This window comes from Pseudomonas sp. TSRC2-2 (assembly GCF_049897785.1).
Lineage (GTDB): Bacteria > Pseudomonadota > Gammaproteobacteria > Pseudomonadales > Pseudomonadaceae > Aquipseudomonas.
The window spans coordinates 198,360-217,629 of sequence record NZ_JAFCWZ010000015.1 but is presented as its reverse complement, the minus strand read 5'-3'; the positions used below and the strand labels follow the sequence as shown (position 1 = coordinate 217,629).

Annotated in this window: 13 protein-coding genes; 6 read left to right on the top strand and 7 right to left on the bottom strand. The window is 60.2% G+C overall.

The window, feature by feature from the left end; all coding sequences use genetic code 11:
- Nucleotides 1-619: 619 nt before the first annotated feature.
- The 4 genes from lon to cmoB all read left to right on the top strand — a co-directional run bounded on the left by lon (nucleotide 620) and on the right by cmoB (nucleotide 5,506).
- Nucleotides 620-3,034, top strand: coding sequence for an endopeptidase La (lon, locus tag ACP7D9_RS27160; RefSeq protein WP_426160132.1), 2,415 nt, complete (start codon nucleotides 620-622; stop codon nucleotides 3,032-3,034).
- 216 nt (nucleotides 3,035-3,250) lie between these two features.
- On the top strand, nucleotides 3,251-3,643 hold the full coding sequence (locus ACP7D9_RS27155) for a protease inhibitor I42 family protein (protein ID WP_426160131.1): 393 nt from the start codon (nucleotides 3,251-3,253) through the stop codon (nucleotides 3,641-3,643).
- Nucleotides 3,644-3,809: 166 nt separating this feature from the next.
- Nucleotides 3,810-4,553, top strand: a complete 744-nt coding sequence (cmoA, locus tag ACP7D9_RS27150) for a carboxy-S-adenosyl-L-methionine synthase CmoA (RefSeq protein WP_426160130.1) — start codon at nucleotides 3,810-3,812, stop codon at nucleotides 4,551-4,553.
- The gene (cmoB, locus tag ACP7D9_RS27145; RefSeq protein WP_426160129.1) at nucleotides 4,550-5,506 is read left to right on the top strand and encodes a tRNA 5-methoxyuridine(34)/uridine 5-oxyacetic acid(34) synthase CmoB; all 957 of its coding nucleotides are present in this window, start codon (nucleotides 4,550-4,552) and stop codon (nucleotides 5,504-5,506) included. Before cmoA ends, cmoB begins: the two co-directional genes overlap by 4 nt.
- 190 nt (nucleotides 5,507-5,696) lie before the next feature.
- Here cmoB and tadA read toward each other — a convergent pair whose 3' ends face one another.
- From tadA to treP, 7 genes are all read right to left on the bottom strand, one after another.
- Complete coding sequence (tadA, locus tag ACP7D9_RS27140) at nucleotides 5,697-6,194, bottom strand: tRNA adenosine(34) deaminase TadA (protein ID WP_426160128.1); 498 nt, start codon at nucleotides 6,192-6,194, stop codon at nucleotides 5,697-5,699.
- Nucleotides 6,194-7,570 (bottom strand): multicopper oxidase family protein, encoded by a 1,377-nt coding sequence (locus tag ACP7D9_RS27135; protein ID WP_101162061.1) that lies wholly within the window; start codon nucleotides 7,568-7,570, stop codon nucleotides 6,194-6,196. The genes tadA and ACP7D9_RS27135 overlap by 1 nt, the downstream gene beginning before the upstream one ends.
- Nucleotides 7,571-7,683: 113 nt before the next feature.
- The gene (locus tag ACP7D9_RS27130) at nucleotides 7,684-7,980 is read right to left on the bottom strand and encodes a PTS transporter subunit EIIB (protein WP_426160127.1); all 297 of its coding nucleotides are present in this window, start codon (nucleotides 7,978-7,980) and stop codon (nucleotides 7,684-7,686) included.
- A gap of 2 nt (nucleotides 7,981-7,982) precedes the next feature.
- Nucleotides 7,983-10,511, bottom strand: a complete 2,529-nt coding sequence (gene ptsP, locus ACP7D9_RS27125) for a phosphoenolpyruvate--protein phosphotransferase (protein ID WP_426160126.1) — start codon at nucleotides 10,509-10,511, stop codon at nucleotides 7,983-7,985.
- 50 nt (nucleotides 10,512-10,561) lie between these two features.
- Complete coding sequence (locus ACP7D9_RS27120) at nucleotides 10,562-11,785, bottom strand: maltoporin (protein WP_426160125.1); 1,224 nt, start codon at nucleotides 11,783-11,785, stop codon at nucleotides 10,562-10,564.
- Between the two features lie 106 nt (nucleotides 11,786-11,891).
- Nucleotides 11,892-13,538, bottom strand: a complete 1,647-nt coding sequence (gene treC / locus ACP7D9_RS27115; protein ID WP_426160124.1) for an alpha,alpha-phosphotrehalase — start codon at nucleotides 13,536-13,538, stop codon at nucleotides 11,892-11,894.
- A 64-nt stretch (nucleotides 13,539-13,602) separates the two neighbouring features.
- Nucleotides 13,603-15,045: a PTS system trehalose-specific EIIBC component gene (gene treP, locus ACP7D9_RS27110; RefSeq protein ID WP_426160123.1), complete on the bottom strand. Its 1,443-nt coding sequence runs from the start codon at nucleotides 15,043-15,045 to the stop codon at nucleotides 13,603-13,605.
- A gap of 235 nt (nucleotides 15,046-15,280) precedes the next feature.
- Between treP and treR the strand changes: the two genes are divergently transcribed.
- Both treR and ACP7D9_RS27100 read left to right on the top strand, forming a co-directional pair.
- On the top strand, nucleotides 15,281-15,985 hold the full coding sequence (treR, locus tag ACP7D9_RS27105; RefSeq protein WP_426160122.1) for a trehalose operon repressor: 705 nt from the start codon (nucleotides 15,281-15,283) through the stop codon (nucleotides 15,983-15,985).
- A gap of 80 nt (nucleotides 15,986-16,065) precedes the next feature.
- Complete coding sequence (locus tag ACP7D9_RS27100; protein WP_426160121.1) at nucleotides 16,066-19,233, top strand: membrane-targeted effector domain-containing toxin; 3,168 nt, start codon at nucleotides 16,066-16,068, stop codon at nucleotides 19,231-19,233.
- The last annotated feature ends 37 nt before the right edge of the window (nucleotides 19,234-19,270 follow it).

Below are 19,270 nucleotides of genomic sequence, written 5' to 3'. Positions count from 1 at the left end.
TCGACGACCGCTAATTTAAAGCCCAGCGTGTAATCACGTTGACTGCGCCTTTTTCCTGATTCCATTGGTTCCTCCTGAGGATAGGTCAGAAGGTGTAAACCTTATTCAGGACGAGACAGGCGGTAACAAAAAGGCGATGCCCCTGTGGGACATCGCCTTTTTTGTGCATGCAATCTGGCAAGCACCGGAAAAACCTGTGGGAGCGGGCTTGCTCGCGAAGTCGGAGTGTCAGTCGGCACATGTGTTTTTTGACACACCGCCTTCGCGAGCAAGCCCGCTCCCACATTCGGTCTCGTTTGTGAGTGAGAATTGTGAACGTCCCACATACGCTGCTGAATGCGTGGAACCCGAGCCTGCGAGGGCCGAACGCAGGAGCAAGCCTTTTCGGTTACCTTATTGCTGGGCCGGCACTCCGGCGTCTGAAAAAGGTGACTCGCCGTAAGGGCGAAACCGACAGCCGCCGCACCCGAAGAAACGGATATTCACACAGACCACCCAGAGCATGGCCGGCCTAGAGGCCGCCAAGCCCCAAACACACAAGCAGAAACACACCCGCCCCATTGAAACCACCCCACCCCTGCCCCATCTAAGACCCCATACCCCATTGCGCAGGTGCCCCATGACCGACCAGCAAGATCGCCCGGACAACCACGACGATTTCGAAAGCGACCACATCGAACACACCTCTTCCGGCACCGGCCTGGCGCTGCCTGGGCAAAACCTGCCGGACAAGGTCTACATCATCCCGATCCACAACCGCCCGTTCTTCCCGGCGCAGGTCCTGCCGGTCATCGTCAACGAAGAACCGTGGGCCGAAACCCTCGAACTGGTCAGCAAATCCGAACATCATTCCCTGGCCCTGTTCTTCATGGACACGCCCCAGGAAGACCCGCGCCACTTCGACACCGCCGCCCTCCCCGAATACGGCACGCTGGTCAAGGTCCACCACGCCAGCCGCGAGAACGGCAAACTGCAATTCGTCGCCCAGGGTCTGAGCCGCGTGCGCATCAAGACCTGGCTCAAACATCACCGCCCACCGTACCTGGTGGAGGTCGAATACCCGCACCAGCCGACCGAGCCGACCGATGAGGTCAAGGCTTACGGCATGGCGCTGATCAATGCGATCAAGGAGCTGCTGCCGCTCAACCCGCTGTACAGCGAAGAGCTGAAGAACTACCTCAACCGCTTCAGCCCCAACGACCCGTCGCCGCTGACCGACTTCGCCGCCGCGCTCACATCCGCCACCGGCCCTGAACTGCAGGAAGTGCTCGACTGCGTGCCGATGCTCAAGCGAATGGAAAAAGTCCTGCCGATGCTGCGCAAGGAAGTCGAAGTCGCGCGCCTGCAAAAAGAGATTTCAGCGGAAGTCAACCGCAAGATCGGCGAGCATCAGCGGGAGTTCTTCCTAAAGGAACAACTCAAGGTTATCCAACAGGAACTCGGTCTGACCAAAGACGACCGCAGCGCCGATCTCGAACAGTTCCAGCAGCGCCTCGAAGGCAAAACCCTGCCGGCGCAGGTGCAGAAGCGCCTCGAAGAAGAAACCCACAAACTGTCGATCCTCGAAACCGGCTCGCCGGAATACGCGGTCACGCGCAATTATCTGGACTGGGCAACCTCGGTACCGTGGGGCGTGTACGGCGAAGACAAACTCGACCTCAAGCACGCACGCAAAGTCCTCGACAAGCACCACGCGGGTCTGGACGACATCAAGGATCGCATCCTCGAATTTCTCGCCGTCGGTGCTTACAAAGGCGAGATCAGCGGTTCGATCGTGCTGCTGGTCGGTCCGCCGGGCGTGGGTAAAACCAGTGTCGGCAAATCCATCGCCGAATCGCTGGGACGGCCGTTCTACCGCTTCAGCCTCGGCGGCATGCGTGACGAGGCCGAGATCAAGGGCCACCGCCGCACCTACATCGGCGCGCAACCGGGCAAACTGGTACAGGCGCTGAAAGACGTCGAAGTGATGAACCCGGTGATCATGCTCGACGAGATCGACAAGATGGGCCAGAGCTACCAGGGCGACCCGGCTTCGGCGCTGCTGGAGACCCTTGATCCTGAGCAGAACGTCGAATTCCTCGACCATTACCTCGACCTGCGCATGGACCTGTCGAAAGTCCTGTTCGTCTGCACCGCCAACACTCTGGACTCGATCCCCGGCCCACTGCTGGACCGGATGGAAGTGATTCGCCTGTCGGGCTATATCACCGAAGAAAAAGTCGCCATCGCCAAGCGTCACCTGTGGCCGAAGCTGTTGGAAAAGGCCGGCGTGTCGAAAGGCAGCCTGAGCATCAGCGACAGCGCACTGAAAACCCTGATCGACGGCTACGCCCGTGAAGCCGGTGTGCGTCAGCTGGAAAAACAGATGGGCAAACTGGTGCGCAAAGCGGTGATGAAGCTGATCGACGATCCGAAAGCGGTGATCAAACTCGGGCCCAAAGACCTCGAAGCCTCGCTCGGCCATCCGGTGTTCCGCAATGAACAAGTGTTGTCCGGCACCGGCGTGATTACCGGTCTGGCCTGGACCAGCATGGGCGGCGCCACCTTGCCGATCGAAGCCACGCGGATTCATACGCTTAACCGTGGGTTCAAGCTCACCGGGCAACTTGGCGATGTGATGAAGGAATCGGCGGAAATCGCCTACAGCTACGTCAGCTCGCACCTCAAGCAGTTCGGCGGTGATGCGAAGTTCTTCGACGAAGCCTTCGTCCACCTGCATGTTCCGGAAGGCGCGACGCCGAAGGACGGCCCGAGCGCCGGCGTGACCATGGCCAGTGCGTTGCTGTCGCTGGCGCGAAATCAGCCACCGAAAAAAGGCGTGGCAATGACCGGCGAACTGACGCTGACCGGGCATGTTCTGCCAATTGGCGGGGTGCGTGAGAAGGTGATTGCGGCGCGGCGGCAGAAGCTTTTCGAATTGATCCTGCCGGAAGCGAACCGCGGCAACTTCGAGGAACTGCCGGATTACCTGAAGGAAGGCATAACCGTGCACTTTGCCAAGCGGTTTGCCGATGTGGCGAAAGTGCTCTTCTGATAATCAGGTAGTGCCTGCCATACCGCTTTCGCTGGCAAGCCAGCTCCCACAGTGTCCGATGTGTTCAAATATTCTGTGTTCACCACAAAACCCTGTGGGGAGCTGGCTCCCCAGCGAAGGCGTCAGTGCTGACAACGCTGGATTCCCAGATTGTCACACTTTGTCTCATCTTCAGTTATGCTCGCCGTTCGTCGTAACCGCCGGAGCTGCTGACCCATGTCCCCCACTCGCCTGTTTCTTCCCCTCGCCTTTTCCTTGCTGGCCGCTTGCGCCACGCAAACGAAACACAACGTGACCGTGGAAAAACAAAGCGAATGCCCCGTGCGGCTCAGCACCGGGCAAAATTTGATCATTACCCTGCCGAGCAACCCGACCACGGGCTATCGCTGGGCAATTCAGGACTCGGCCGGCGGCGTATTGCGGGCGCTCAGCCCGGAGGTCTACAGCAATCCGGAGGACGCCGGTGTCGTCGGTGCGGCGGGTGTGTCGACCTGGCGCTTCCAGGCCTTCGCGTCCGGCACTGGGCGTTTGCGCCTGACCTCGCAACAACCCTGGGCGCCAGAAGTGCTGCCAGTAGAAACCTTTGACTGCGCCATTTCGGTGAACTGACGGCGGGACACCGCGCTGGCGTCTTTGCGAGCAAACTCGCTATTGATCGTTCCCATGCTCCGCGTGGGAACGATCACCGCACATTCGGCTTATCAGCAATTCAAGCATCCGCGCGCCACTTTGGCTAAAATGCCGGCCTTTTCCACCGACACCGCCGGACGCCGCCGTGAGCAAAGAACCCGATCGCCTATTCGCCCAGCCCTTGGCCCAGGTACCTGACTTCGCCTTCAATGAAGACGTGGTGCGGGTGTTCCCGGACATGATCAAGCGCTCGGTGCCGGGTTACCCGACCATCGTCGAAAACCTCGGCGTGCTCGCCGCGCAATTCGCCCAACCCAACAGCGTGCTTTACGACCTTGGCTCGTCACTGGGAGCGGTGACTCAGGCCCTGCGCCGCCATGTACGCACAGACGGTTGCCGGGTGATCGCTGTGGATAACTCGGTGGCGATGGTCGAGCGCTGCCGCGAGTACCTCAACGGCCAGGATTCGATGTTTCAGGAATTGCTGCCCGTCGAGGTGATCGAGGGCGATATCCTCGCGCTGGAGTTTCAGCCCGCCTCGGTCGTGGCGCTGAACTTCACCCTGCAATTCATCGCCCCGGATCAGCGCACCGCACTGCTCTCGCGCATTCGCCAATCGCTGGTGCCCGGCGGCGCGCTGATTCTCTCGGAGAAGCTGCGCTTCAACGATGCCGAGGAACATGCGCTGCTCACCGATCTGCACGTGGCGTTCAAGCGCGCCAACGGCTACAGCGAACTGGAAATCGCCCAGAAGCGCAGCGCCATCGAAAACGTCATGAAGCCCGACAGCCTCGAAGAACACCGCGAACGCCTGCTGGCGGCCGGGTTCTCGAAAGTCGTGCCGTGGTTCCAGTGTCTTAACTTTGCCTCGTTGATTGCCTTGCCATGATTGATCTGTCCCCCCTCGCCCGCCGTCTGGCCGGCACACCGCTGGCCGAATGGGCCAACACCCTGCAGCATCTACTCGACAAGAAAATGGAAAAAGGCCACGGCGATCTGGAGCGCTGGCAAAGTGCGCTGGACGCCTTGCCGAAGATCCAGCCAAGCGAAGTCGACCTGCTCAACGGGCTGAAACTCGACACCGATTGCGACGACGAAACCCGCGCACAGATGCGCACCGCACTGATGGGCCTGTCGCCGTGGCGCAAAGGCCCGTTCGATCTGTTCGGTGTGCACGTCGACACCGAATGGCGCTCGGACTGGAAGTGGTCGCGCGTGGCGCCGCATCTGGATCTCAAAGGCAAACGCATCCTCGACGTGGGTTGCGGCAACGGCTACTACATGTGGCGCATGCTTGGCGCCGGCGCTGACAGCGTGATCGGCGTCGACCCGAACTGGCTGTTCTTCTGCCAGTTCCAGGCCGTGCAGCGTTACCTGTCAGAGCCGAATGCCTGGCACCTGCCGTTCCCGTTCGAAGACTTGCCGCCGAATCTGGAAGGCTTCGACACCGTGTTTTCCATGGGCGTGTTCTATCACCGCCGCTCGCCGATCGAGCATTTGCTGGCGCTGAAGGATTGCCTGGTCAAGGGCGGCGAACTGGTGCTGGAAACCCTGGTGGTCGAAGGCGACAAGCATCAGGTGCTGGTGCCGGAAGATCGTTATGCGCAGATGCGCAACGTGTGGTTTTTGCCGTCGGTGCCGGCGCTGGAATTGTGGCTGCGTCGGGCGGGTTTTACCGATATTCGCTGTGTGGATGTCAGCACCACCACAGTCGAGGAACAGCGCGGGACGGAGTGGATGAAGTATCAGTCGCTGAGCGATTTTCTGGATCCTGAGGATCACCGCAAAACTGTCGAGGGACTGCCGGCGCCGATGCGTGCGGTGATTGTCGCGAAGAAATAACCCGATCTCACAGCGCAGATCCCGCTGTGGGAGCGGGCTTGCTCGCGAAGGCGGTGTGTCAGACGATAAATGGTTGCCTGAATCACCGTCTTCGCGAGCAAGCCCGCTCCCACATTGCAAGCGCATTTCTGCCGTTGAAATGCCGTCTTTTGAGCAAGTGAACCTGCTCGCTTCTACAATGGGGCGGTATTTATTCAGCGGGTTTTGCGCGTCTGGCGCGAAAAAATTCGGTCAGCACCGCCCCACATTCCTCCGCCAGCACCCCACCCTCATACAACACCCGGTGATTCAAAAAGCCCTGGGTGAAAAACTGCCCCTGGCTCTGCACAATTCCGGCTTTGGGCTCCAGCGCGCCATACACCACCCGCGCCACTCGCGAATGCACGATCAGCCCGGCGCACATGCTGCACGGTTCCAGCGTCACATACAGCGTGCTGCCCGGCAGGCGATAGTTGTCCACCGCCTGCGCCGCGGCGCGAATCGCGACCATCTCAGCGTGGGCACTCGGGTCGCTGGTGCTGATCGGGCAATTGAAGCCGCGCCCGATGACCACACCATCCTGCACCAGTACCGCGCCCACCGGCACTTCACCGAGGGCGGCGCCCTGTGCGGCGAGGGTCAGGGCTTCGCGCATGAAGTCGCGGTCGCGGCTGCGGTCGATGATCGCCGCCGGGCGGATCTGGCGCATCACTTCACCTCGATCGCGGCCATCAGGCCGGTTTCCATGTGGTCGATGACATGGCAGTGGAACATCCACACCCCCGGGTTATCCGCCACCAGCGCCACTTGCGCACGCTCGTTCTTGCCCAGCAGATAAGTGTCGGTGAAGTACGGCACGACCTTGTGCCGGTTCGAGGCAATCACCTTGAAGCTCATGCCATGCAAGTGAATCGGGTGCTGGTACTGGGTCATGTTCTTCAGTTCGAAAATATAGCTCTGGCCCAATTTCAGGCTGGCGATCGGTCGATCAGCGCACGTCTTGTCGGTGATGTCCCAGGCCTTGCCGTTGATTTGCCACAGGCTCGGCGGCTTGCCGTTGTCGACATTGACCGACACCGAGCCGACCCATTCGAAATTGAAGTTGAGTTTCTCGGCGTTGGCCAGATCCGGCTCGGCCACGGGGTTGGCCGGCAAGGCTTTCGGCCAGTCCGTTGGCGCGTCCGTATTGGCCACCGAACGCAGCGTACCCAGACGAACCGGGCCATTACGCAGCGACAATTCCTCACCGGCCGCTGGTGCCTTGATCGCCAGGCAAATGCGCATGCCGGGGCCGAGCCAGTATTCCTTGCCCAGCGGTCGCGGCTCGACCGGGTTGCCATCAAGGGCGTAGATCTTCGCTTCAACGCCGGGAATGTTGATGCGATAGGTCAGGGTGTTATCGAGATTGAGCAAGCGCACCCGAGTGATCTGCCCGGCCGGCAAATCAATCACCGGCAACGGTACGCCGTTGATCGTCGACAGACGCCCCGCCGTACCGCCACGCGCCGCTTCGCGCGGGATACTGAATTCGACGAACTGGCCTTGCTCGTCGACGTGCCAGTTCTTCAGGCTCAGGGTTTTTTCATATTTGAAACCGGTCGGTTCGCGTTCTTCGATGATCAGCGGCCCGACCAGCCCGCGCCCCAGTTCTTCGCTGCTGCTGACATGCGGGTGATACCAGTAGCTGCCGGCGTCCGGCACACGGAATTTGTAGTCGAAGTATTCACCCGGCAACACCGGCAGTTGCGACACGTAAGGCACGCCGTCCATTTCCAGCGGCAGGCGAATGCCGTGCCAGTGAATGGTGGTCGCCACCGGCAGATGATTGATGAAACGCACCCGCAGCCATTCGCCCTGACGCACACGCAACTCCGTGCCCGGCGCGGACGGGCCGAACGCCCAGGCCTCGGTCTTGTGCCCCGGTACCAACTCCACGTCCAGCGGCGCAGCGATCAGCTCATAGTCGTGGCCGGCCTCGGCGTCAGCCATCTTGCCCAGCCAGTAACGCGATGCGCCTCCCGCGCCCACGCCAACGACAACAAGACCGGCCAGGCCACCGAGGATTTGGCGACGGGTAAAGGACATGAACTCAACTACCTCACGTATCAGCGACAGACCCCGAGGGATCCGCAAAAAGGCGAATACGATACACCCGCAGTTGAGAAACAGTAAGGGCGACCTGAGGCCGCACGTCTTGTTCAGCCTTGCTCGTGCAGCCCGGTAATCAGGTGCAGCACGCCGTCACCCAGCGGCATGACGCCCGCCACACCGGCCACGCTCAGCGCCTGACGGTCGACCCGTGACTCATCATGCAGTGCCACACGGACCCGGGTCAGCGCCACCGGCTGCCGAGACCTGAGGTTATCCACACCGCCCAGCGCCGCAACGATCTCCGCGCTCAAGCCCGCAACCGGATCGGCGGCGGCTATCACCTCATCCGGAACCAGATCCGGCGTCAGCGCTTTCCAGAGTGCCTGCTGCAATTTGTCGAACATGTTCAATTCTCCATAACCGGCGAGGCATCAGCTGTCGCCTCATCAAACCGCCGCAAGGCTTCGCGCACATCGGCGGCGCTTTCCAGGTTCGAGACCTGTTGGGCGATGATCCGACAGTCGGCCAGATTCACTTCGCGCACCGCCGACTTGATCGCCGGAATCAACGGCACGCTCACCGACAACTCATCCACGCCCAGCCCCAGCAGCAACGGCACCGCCAGACGTTCAGACGCCATCGCGCCACAGACGCCGACCCATTTGCCGTGCGCGTGTGCAGCGTTCACCGTCATGGCGATCAGGCGCAGCACTGCAGGATGAAAGCTGTCCGCCTGGTTGGCCAGACGCGGATGATCTCGGTCCATGGCCAACGTGTATTGGGTGAGGTCATTGGTGCCGATGGAGAAAAAATCCACGTGCGGCGCGAGCACATCGGCCATCAGCGCGGCGGCGGGCACTTCGATCATGATCCCCAGTTTCGGCAGGTGCGCCAGGCCCAGCACCCGCGCCTCTTGCTCGAGGATTTGCCGTGCCAGACGCAATTCCGCAAGGCTGGTGACCATCGGCAACATGATATGCAGGCGCGTCAGCTCAATGCAGGCCAGAACGGCGCGAAATTGTTCACGCAGCAGTTGCGGTCGCTCCAGGCACAGACGAATGCCGCGCAAGCCGAGGAAAGGATTGGTTTCGCTGTCCATCGGCACATAAGCCAGCGGTTTGTCGCCACCAACATCGAGTGTGCGCACCACCAGATTGTGTGCCGGCCCGATGGTTCGGGCGATGGCGCTGTAGGTGACCACCTGTTCGTCATGGCCCGGCGCCTGTTGGCGACCCAGGTAGAGAAATTCCGATCGCAGCAGCCCCACGCCATTCGCGCCCAGCTCCATGGCCTGCGCGGTTTCGCTCTGCGACGCGACGTTGGCGGTGACTTCGACGTGACGGCCGTCGCGGGTACAGGCCGCCTCGCCGGCCCGTGCCAGCTCCTGCTGATGACGTTGACGCTGTTGCTCATGCCGCGCACGCAGCTGGTCGATGGACTCGGCGTCCGGATGCAACTGCAGTTCGCCCTTGTCGGCATCGAGCAGCACCCGCGTGCCGTTGTCGAGCCCGAGCATTTGCAGCGGCATGCCGCAGATCGCCGGCAAACCACAGGCACGCGCCAGAATGGCCACGTGGCTGGTGGCGCCGCCGCCGACCGTAGCGAAACCCAGCACCTTGCGCGTATCCAGCCCGGCGGACTGCGAAGGGGTCAATTGATCGGCGATGAGGATGGTGTCGTCCGGCAACTCCAGCGTTTGCTCGTGGACACCGAGGATCAGCTTCAGCACGCGCTGGCCGACATCGGCCAGATCCGCCACACGCTCGGCCAGCAGAGCATTGCCCAGCGAACGGAACATCGCCGCCGTCGCTTCGGTGCTGGTTTTCCAGGCAAACGCTGCGCTCTTGCCTTCATCGATCAGGGCATGGGCCTGATCCAGCAGGCTGGGGTCGGCCAGCAGTTCCTGATGTGCCTTGAAAATCTCCGCCTGCGCCTGGCCGCTGGCGGTGTCGCGCAGATGCTGCAAGGCCATGTCGGCTTCGATCAGGGCCTGGCTCAAGGCCTCAAGTTCGGTCGGCGGCTCGGCGCCGAACTCGTTGATCACAAGCGGCACTTCGACGATCTGCATGACTTGGCCCAGCGCCGAACCGGGCGAAGCGCAGACGCCGCGCAGGATGTTCGGCATTTGTGCCGCAACGACTTCGACCGGCGTAGGCACTGTAACGGCTTCGCCGCAGCCTTCGCTCAGCAAGCGGCCCAGCGCTTCGACGGCGGCTTCGGCATCTTCACCTTCGGCGCTGACCTGCACACTGTCGCCATGGGCCGTTTGCAAAGCCATGATTGCCACCAATGATTTGCCATTGGCTTGCGCTTGCAGTTTGTGCAGATGGATGGTCGCTGAAAATGCCTTCGCCGCTTGGGCAAATACCGCCGCCGGCCGCGCGTGCAGGCCACTGGGATTGGGCAGGTTGATCGGCTGCGAGAACACCGCATCGCCCTGCACCGATGCCGGGTTTTCGCCGACGACTGCGCCGACCACGACGTCCAGCACTGGTTGGCCAACCTCAACCAACCCTGTTGAGCCGACGAGTGAATCGAACGGCTCGCCGCTGACCACCAGCATCAAGGTCAACAAACTGCGCGCGTGCAGGGCAATGTAATCGGCGTCAAAATCGATCAGCGCATGCCCCGCTTCGACCCGCTGCCCCGCTTCAACGCGGCGGGTGAACCCTTTGCCGGCGAGATTCACCGTGTCCAGACCGATGTGCATCAGCACCTGAACACCTTCATCGCCGGTGATGGTCAGCGCATGCCCGCTGGCCTGCACGTCGCTGACCACGCCGGCCAGCGGTGCGCAGAGCGTCGACGAAGTCGGGTCGATGCACAAACCGTCGCCGATGATCCGCCCGGCAAACACCGGATCGGGCACCTCGTCCAGCGCCATCAGTACGCCGGACAACGGTGCCAGCAACTGCAATTGTTGGGGTGTGGCCATGACATCACCTGCGCTTGTATTGTCTGAATGAGCGGTCGCACCCGCTTTGCTTACTTCCACCAGTATTCAACCTGCAAGCCGACATTGGCGCCGTGCCGCGCGTTGCCGAAAGCCCCCGTATCGGACAGTGCCGAACCCTTGGCCAACAGGTTGGCAGCACGCTTGGCCGCCTGGTTCCAGCTGGCATAGGTGTAATACAGACGCACCTCGGGCCGCGCCCAGAACTCCGGGCCTTTGGGGGACCAGGTCGGCGCGAAGGTGAACTTGCTCAGCTTGCGCGTGCCGTCCGCCGCATCGACCTGATCGTGACCCAGTTCGGTCACCAGTTTGAACTGCTCGCTCAGCGCATAAGCCGGGCGCACACCCAGCGACAGCCAGTTCTGATCGGCCCCGCCCGGGCGAATATCCTTTTGATACACCGCTTGGAATTGTCCGCCAAAACGCGGCGTCAGTTGCCAGTCGAAGAACTCGACGACCCGATAGCTCTTGTTGCGGTCATCGAGCCTGACGTTACCGGTATAGCCCAACCCTGTGCCCGGCCCTTCGCCATATTGCAGCGCCAGTTTGTTCTTGCCGCCGAAAAAGTCCTGTTGCACGTGCTGAGTGGTGATCGCCCAGCCACGGTGGGCGTCGCGACTGTCAGGCTTGTCGATGTAACTCAGACCGAATTCGAGCTCACCGCCCGGGTTGCTATTGAAACCGCCGACGTTGAAGTCGTGCCGGTTGATGTAGTCCTTCTGATAAAGGTTGTCCTTGCGCGAAAAGGCGTAGCTGTATTTCAAGCCGCCGATCAATACGTCTTCGATACCGCCGCCGGTTGCGCTCTGGTTCCAGTAGTAGAAGTCGGAAATATGGATGTCGTTACGTTTGTAATAGCGCCGCCCCGCCCATAGCGAGCCACCATTGAGCGCGGGCATTGCCGACCATTGCGCGTACGCCTGCGGCAAGCGAATCGAGCCGTTGTCTTCCTTGAACGTCAGGCTGCGGTCGTAGCGGTTATATAGCGATGCCATACCGTCGACGCTCAGCACCGAGCCGTCGTCGAGGGTGTACAGATCCTGGCGCAGCTCGAGTTCGCCATACTGCTCGCATTCATTTCCCAGGCGATATTTGGTCTGCGCACCGGGCAACTGGAAACACGACTGGCTCCCGCTGTTGACCGAGGTCCCGAGACCACTGCGCAGATAGCCGCCAAACTCCAGCGCCTGTGAAGACGTCGGCATGGCCAGACATAAACCCGCGACGGCCAGGCTGTGATTGAGGGTTGTTTTCATATGCCACCCATTGTTTTTATTGTGTGGTTGCAGGAATTCAGCGCGCACAAATCCCCCGCGCAGCGTTCTGCGTGTTTTTTCAAAGGTTGTTATTCAGTAAAAGAAATCAGGGATCGGTCAGGTGCAGCACGAAGGATTCGTAAGGTCGCAAGCGCAGCCGCCGCGTGCGTTTCGGACAGTCCGGGTAATTGCTGATCAACAAGCGCTGCTCCGTGGCTTCGTCAATCAATGCAGGTAGCTCGACGTCACACGCGCTACTGTAAAAGTTGTTTACCACCAGCAAACGTTCTCCCACGCCTTCGCGCAGGTACGCCCAGACTTTTGGGTGCTCCGGCAATAACTGGCGATAGATGCCGTCGCCGATCAGCGCTTCAGTGCGGCGCAATTCGATCAGGCGCCGATAGTGATGCAGCACCGATTCCGGATCGTGCAGCTGCTGCGCGACGTTGATTTGCGCAGCATTGGCCGGCACGCCAATCCAGGGTTCGCCAAGGGTGAAACCGGCATTGTGCCCGGCGTGCCAGTGCATCGGCGTGCGCCCGTTGTCGCGGGACTTCTGCATGATTGCCGCCAGGTTGTCGATATCGCTGGCCCCAGCCTCACGCTTGAGGCGAAAGATATTCAGCGTCTCGACATCGCGATACTGCTCAATACTGTCAAAACCCGGATTGGTCATGCCCAGTTCTTCGCCCTGATACACGAACGGCGTGCCCTGTAGAAAGTGCAGCGCGGTGCCGAGCATCTTCGCCGACAGCTCGCGGTATTCGCCGTCATTGCCGAACCGCGAAACCACACGCGGCTGATCGTGGTTACACCAGAACAGTGCATTCCAGCCGCCGCCCGCCTGCATGCCGGTCTGCCAGTCGGAGAGAATCTGCTTGAGCTGGAGGAAATCGAAATCGGCGCGCACCCACTTTTGCAGGTTCGGGTAATCGACTTTCAGGTGATGAAAGTTGAAGGTCATCGACAGTTCTTTCGACTGCGGATTGGAATAACGAATGCAGTGTTCAAGGCGGGTCGAGGACATCTCGCCGACGTTGATCAGCTCGTGCCCTTCGAAGACTTCGCGGTGCATCTGCTGCAAGTACGCATGCACGTTCGGCCCGTCGGTATAGAAGCGCCGACCGTCGCTGTCGTCTTCGGGGAAATCCGCCGGTTTGGAGATCAGGTTGATCACGTCCAGACGAAAACCACCGACGCCTTTGTCGCGCCAGAAGCGCATCATTTTGAACACTTCGTCGCGGACCTTGGGATTGTCCCAATTGAGATCCGCCTGGGTGTGGTCAAACAGGTGCAGATAATATTGGCCAGTCTGCGCTTCGTACTCCCAGGCTGAACCGCCGAACTTGGACTCCCAGTTGTTCGGCTGATCGCGCCAGATATAGAAGTCGCGATAAGGATTGTCGAGGCTGCTGCGCGCCTGCTGGAACCAGACATGCTCGATCGAGGTGTGATTGACCACAATGTCGAGCATCAACTTGATCCCGCGCTTGCCGGCTTCGGCGATGAGCAGTTCACAGTCGGCCATGCTGCCGTAGCTCGGATCGACCGCGTAGTAGTCGCTGATATCGTAGCCATTGTCGCGCTGAGGCGAGCGCAGAAAAGGCGTGATCCACAGGTAATCGACCCCGAGCCATTGCAGGTAATCGAGCTTGGCAACGATGCCGAGCAGATCGCCTGTGGCGTTGCCGGCATGGCTGTGAAAGCTCTTCGGATAGATCTGGTAGATCACCGAACGTTGCCAGTCTTGCATGGCGGATTTCCTCTTGAATTTTACGATCTCTGTGGGGGCTGCCCGAGGCTGCGATCTTTTGATTTCAGGCGACCCGGTAACCCGGCCGGACGATCTTCATGCTCAGCACGCAGGTCAGGGCAAATGGCACGAGCATCGCGATCAGCATGCCGATCACGAACATGGGTATGAACTGCGGCATGATCGAAATGAACCCCGGCAGGCCGCCAACGCCGATGGCAGAGGCCTGAATCTTGTTCAGCGAGAGGAACATGCACCCCAGCGCCGAACCGGCCAACGCGGCGTAAAACGGAAATTTGTAGCGCAGGTTGACGCCGAACATCGCCGGCTCGGTGATGCCGAAGTACGCGGAAATCGCCGAGGTAGAAGCCATGCTCTTGTCCCGCGCATTGCGCGTCATCCAGAACACCGCCAGGGCCGCACTGCCCTGCGCCAGATTGGACATGACGATCATCGGCCAGATGAAGGTGCCGCCCTGGCTCGAGATCAATTGCAAGTCGACTGCAAGAAACATGTGGTGCATGCCGGTGATCACCAGCGGCGCATACAGCAAGCCGAAGATCAGACCGCCCACCAACGGCGCCAGATCAAACAGCATCACCAGACCCTCGGTGATGTAGATGCCGATATGCCGGGTCACCGGGCCAATGACCGCCAGCGCCAGCACGCCGGTAACGACGATGGTAGTGATCGGCACCACCAGCAATTGCACGGCGTTGGGTACACGCGCCCGCAACCATTTTTCAATCACGCTCATCACGTAGGCTGCCAGCAGGATCGGCAGGATCTGCCCCTGATAACCGACCTTTTCCACTTGGAACAAGCCAAGAATGTCGAAGTACGGCAGCTGCTGCCCATCCAGCCCCGCCACGGCCTTGCCGTAGTTCCAGGCGTTGAGCAGGTCCGGATGCACGAGCATCAGACCGAGGACGATGCCGAGGATTTCGCTGCCGCCGAAACGCTTGGCTGCCGACCAGCCCACCAGCGCCGGCAGAAACACGAACGAGGTGTTGGCCATCAGATTGATCAGGCTCCACAGCCCGTCGAGATTCGGATAGGCATCGAGCAGGGTCTGCCCCTCGATGAACATGCCCTTGGCGCCGAGCAGGTTGTTGATGCCCATCAACAGGCCGGCAATGATCAGCGCCGGCAGAATCGGCATGAACACATCGGAAAACACCCGCACCAGCCGTTGCATGGCGTTTATCTTCTCGGCGCTTTTCTGTTTAACGTCGGCGATGGTCGACGCCGCCAGACCGGTCTGCTGGCGCAGTTCGGCGTAGACCTTTTCAACATCGCCCGGGCCGATGACCACCTGATACAACCCGCCGGTGAAGAACGACCCCTTGACCAGTTCGACGCCGTTGAGTGCGGCCACATTGACCCGCGCGGGGTCGTTCAAGGCCAGACGCAAACGTGTCACGCAATGCGCCGCCTGCTCGATGTTGTCGCGGCCACCGAGGCTTTCCAGCAGCTCCCGGGCGATGTTCGGATAGTCGTGGCTCATGCTTGTTCGTCCGTCGTGGATTGTTGTTATTGGCAGCACGCCGAGAGGAAAAATACTCGTCTGTACGAGTTAATGCAACAACTCGTCTGTACGAGCCGGCGTCCTTGGATCTACGTCAGAAATAAGCGGATTCTTCCTACTCTGACCTAAGATGTTTTCCTTCGTCCGCATGGACAAACCCCTACCCTGCCCTTAAGGTTCGGGGTTTTGAACACCGTCGGCACAGAGCCCAGCCATGAGCAAATACAACCAGATCTACAGCGATTTGCTTGCCAGTATCACCACGCAGCGCCTGGAGCGCGGCGCCCGGCTGCCTTCCGAAACCGAACTGATGGACACCTATCAGGCCAGCCGTGGCACGGTGCGCAAGGCCATCGACCAGTTGCAAGAGCGCGGCTTCGCTCAGAAGATTCACGGCAAAGGCGCGTTCGTGCTGTCGACCAACCCGATCGAATTCCAGCTCGGCGGCATCGTCAGTTTCCAGGAAACCCATCCGCGTCTGGGCAACGACGTCAGCACCGAGGTGGTCGAGATGTGTCAGGTGCCGCTGGAAGGTGCGCTGCTTGAACATATCAATGCCGAACCCGGCAGCCCGATCACCCGGATCAAACGGGTACGGTGCATCGACGGTAAACGCGTCATCCTCGACATCAATCACTTCGTCAGCGCCGTCATACCCGGCCTGTCGGCGGACATCGCCGAACATTCGATCTACGCCCACATCGAACAGACCCTGCAACTGCAGATCGCCTACGCTCAGCGCACCATTGAAGCCGTACCGTGCAGCAAAGACGACCAACAACACCTGGACCTCGACGGCCAGAACCACGTCATCGTGGTCAGCAACCAGACCTTCCTGCAGGACGGCCGCCAGTTCGAATACACCGAATCACGGCATACGCTGGACAAGTTCTATTTTTCGGATGTGGCGCGGCGGTGATACATGCGACAACCTTCCCCCGCCGCCAACAGGGCGCCGCGCCATAGCCGGGTAACACACTTGGCTTGAACCAAACGGTCATGCTCGCTCCTTGTTTTCTCAAGGATGAAAAACCCATGACCGCTCCCGAACGCCGTCTGCTGCCCAACGCAGCAGACAAAACCGCCCTCAAAGCCCTCGCCACGACCATCGTGCAGACCTGCCCGGGTCTGTTTGAAGCCGCACGTCAGGTCGCCAGCGAACTGCTGGTGGCCAAAGGTCTGTCTGGCCTTGATCCCGACCGGGTGTATTTCCACCGTTTCAAAGCCGCGCAGAGCAACGCGCTGACCTTTACCGGTTGGGAACATTTGCTGGAAAAGCCCTATGAAACGCTGACCCTCACCCAACTGGTTATCCATCGCTTTCGCGCGACCGATCAAGACAACGCCGACCTGCTCGGCCTCTACGCTGGCTTTTATTCGGAAGGTCCGAGCGCCGAGAACTTCAACCAAAGCAACGAAGTGCGCTTGCTTGGCAGCGATGTTCTGAAAGTGTTCTGGGAAGTCGACTTCAGCACGCGCTACACCGAGCAATTGAGCAAATTCTGGCAAAGCTCGTCGGGTGATTTTCGTGTCCTGGCCAAGTGCAGTTTCCTCAGTCAAGCGGTGCAGGCGCTGCAACAGAACGACCTGGGGGGCGATGATTTTCAGCGCATCATCGCCTCGGTAATCGGGCCGATTACCTGGCCCGTCACCCTGCAAATGCTGCGAACGACCTACCCGGTCGGCGCTGAAGTACGCGCATTGGATGTCGATCGCCACGTTGCCACCGATGTGCTGCGTCTGGTGGAAGACAGCGGCCGGCAAACCCTTTACTTGCCGGGTGAAGCCCCGGCTTTTCGCCTGATGGACAGTGAGGCTGATCTGCACTGGTGGCTGCTTGAGCAGATGAATGCCGAGGACAAACGCAGCGCATTCCTCAAGCATTTCCCGCTCGCCGAAAGTCACCGCATCAGCGAAAACCTTACCGATCTGATGAACCGCCTGGTGGGGACCTGGGGCCATAGCGATCACCAGATGATCAATCGCAGCGACGTCGCTGTCGCCGGGGACGCGTTCACCTGGTTAAGCGAATCGACACGCAGCGCCATGGTCGCCGAGGCACAGATGGTGCTGACCTCCAACAGCGACCTGCGCAAAAAACTCTGGATAGGCTATCTGAGCGCGGGTCTGAAAGTATTCGGTCCGATGGCGGCGGTGGGCTGGCCTGTGGCGTTGCCGTTGATCGGCGCGAGCATCGCCAACATGGGGCTGAACATCGATCAGGCCGTCAACGGCGCCACAGCCGCCGAACGTAAAACGGGTCTTGCCAATGCAGTGCTCAACGGTATCGAAATTGTGCTGGATGTGCCGTTTCTGATCGGCTCGGGCGCGCAGCTGGAGGTCGGCCCACAAGTCGAGTTTGCCGAAGCCGAAGAAATGGCCGGGTTGATCGAGTTCACTTCGGCAAACACGCCTCTGCTGCCCCCCGTGGAGCCGCCGCCAGCCGCGGTAATTGAAGAAGCCAGCAATGAGTTGGCAAACGACCTTCCCATCGATACGCCTCCCGCCACGCCCGCCCAGACCTCCATAACTGCCGCGGCCCAACAGGGGCCATCCGTGCCAGGCATTCCTGCCCGCTACCGCTGCAACGAGGTGCTGGTGCCGGACGCCGTCCAGGCAATCCCAGGGAAATTTGAAGGTATCTACCGTCTCGACAAGGAGCCACGCTACGCGATCAAACTCGGCAACGATGCGTATTACGTGCACTACTTTGACGATTCCGAAGAAAGCGGCCACTGGGCAATCGTCAATCCCGAGCGCCCCAATCAGTTCGCGTATTCGCTGCCAGTACGCTTCGGTGCTGACGGCAAGTGGGAGCGCATACCCGCGTTGCGGCTCAGGGGCGGCGGTCAATGCATGGGCAAGGCTTGCATACCGGACACTGAAACGTCCTCAGAACCGTCTTCCACAACGCCCTCGCCGGAGCTGCCATTGGTCGAACCGGTTCCTCCATCTGCCCGCCCGCTGCGCTTGGTCACGCCCCTTCATGAAGTGCCAGGAATGGACATGCCGACACTGCGAAGGTGGGCGATGAATCTGCCTGAACCCTTCGCTACGCTGCCCGGCACAGCCCAGGACAGTCGATCGACTGCCGAGGTGTTTGCTGCCTACTTCGCCGAAAGGCGCGCCATTTTGCTTAACGAGGCCAAGGAGTTCTACTCGGAACTGAGCTGGGCCAACCTGCCCCCACGGCCAGTCATCCCGCAGGTCACTCCTGCGATGTCGACGGGCGAGCTGATCGACGGCATTTTTGCCAACAGCAATGGGCTGGTGATTGGCGAGACGCTGGATCGCATCGCCAGCATGCGCTTCATGATCGAAAACATGCAGGCGTTCGCACGGCACATCAATATGCTGTATGTCCGTGGATTGCTCAGTGATTTCGCGCAGATCGATCTCAACGAGTTCTTTCTGTCGGGAGAGATGTCGCAGGATCTGCGTTCCTATCTGTCCAGTCTCGGCACCGACCCCAATGAAAGGTTCAACATCCTTGAGCTGGTCAACACCGCGCAGGCCAATGGCATTCGGGTTCAGGGACTGGACGTTGCCCAAAACTACAAGCCGAAGGTACCACTCACCTCGATTGAAGAGCAGATGATGCGTACTCGCCTGAGCAGCCGAATCATAAGGGGTGACGCAATTCTCAACAGGCCGGGCAAATGGGTTGCCTTGAGCGAGGCAACGGATACCAATACGTTCAGAAATCTGCCGGGAATAAGCGAACACTTGGGCGGTATCGGTTTACGGATCGAAGAGGTTTCGTCCGCAGAGCAGGCAACCGTCGGAATCGACTCTGGCCTGAAAGTCGCGCGTGGCCCGTTTGATAACGGCGCGTCGACCCGCGCCTCGTCCGACGTGCTCTTCGCTGACCTGCGCTTGCAGATTGAATCACCTACGCCGCAATGGACGCCTGCGGCGCAGGAAAAGCTGCTGCATCGCAATGGTATGTTTTTGTTCGAAAAGAACCAGAACGCTTACACATTGGTACGTCGCGACAGCTCAGGCAGCATTGTGCGAACAGCGGTAAATAGCCGGAGGGACGGCCAGGTTTACATTTGGGCTCAGTCGATGCCTCGCATCAGCGGCATCATGTTCCGCGACCTCGCCGCGCTATCCCAGCGGCTGATAGAAATCGGCCTGACCCTGCAAAGCCGCCTGCCCACCTGAACCGTTTTCAGGCTCATGAAACAAAAAACCCTTGGCT

Excerpts from the sequence above, each read along its gene's own strand:
- ACP7D9_RS27135 (WP_101162061.1), bottom strand. The coding sequence starts at position 7,570 with ATGTCCTTTACCCGTCGCCAAATCCTCGGTGGCCTGGCCGGTCTTGTT.
- tadA (WP_426160128.1), bottom strand. The coding sequence starts at position 6,194 with ATGCGCCAGATCCGCCCGGCGGCGATCATCGACCGCAGCCGCGACCGC.
- lon (WP_426160132.1), top strand. The coding sequence starts at position 620 with ATGACCGACCAGCAAGATCGCCCGGACAACCACGACGATTTCGAAAGC.
- ACP7D9_RS27120 (WP_426160125.1), bottom strand. The coding sequence starts at position 11,785 with ATGAAAACAACCCTCAATCACAGCCTGGCCGTCGCGGGTTTATGTCTG.
- treR (WP_426160122.1), top strand. The coding sequence starts at position 15,281 with ATGAGCAAATACAACCAGATCTACAGCGATTTGCTTGCCAGTATCACC.
- cmoB (WP_426160129.1), top strand. The coding sequence starts at position 4,550 with ATGATTGATCTGTCCCCCCTCGCCCGCCGTCTGGCCGGCACACCGCTG.
- ACP7D9_RS27155 (WP_426160131.1), top strand. The coding sequence starts at position 3,251 with ATGTCCCCCACTCGCCTGTTTCTTCCCCTCGCCTTTTCCTTGCTGGCC.
- ACP7D9_RS27100 (WP_426160121.1), top strand. The coding sequence starts at position 16,066 with ATGCTCGCTCCTTGTTTTCTCAAGGATGAAAAACCCATGACCGCTCCC.
- ACP7D9_RS27130 (WP_426160127.1), bottom strand. The coding sequence starts at position 7,980 with ATGTTCGACAAATTGCAGCAGGCACTCTGGAAAGCGCTGACGCCGGAT.
- ptsP (WP_426160126.1), bottom strand. The coding sequence starts at position 10,511 with ATGGCCACACCCCAACAATTGCAGTTGCTGGCACCGTTGTCCGGCGTA.
- treC (WP_426160124.1), bottom strand. The coding sequence starts at position 13,538 with ATGCAAGACTGGCAACGTTCGGTGATCTACCAGATCTATCCGAAGAGC.
- treP (WP_426160123.1), bottom strand. The coding sequence starts at position 15,045 with ATGAGCCACGACTATCCGAACATCGCCCGGGAGCTGCTGGAAAGCCTC.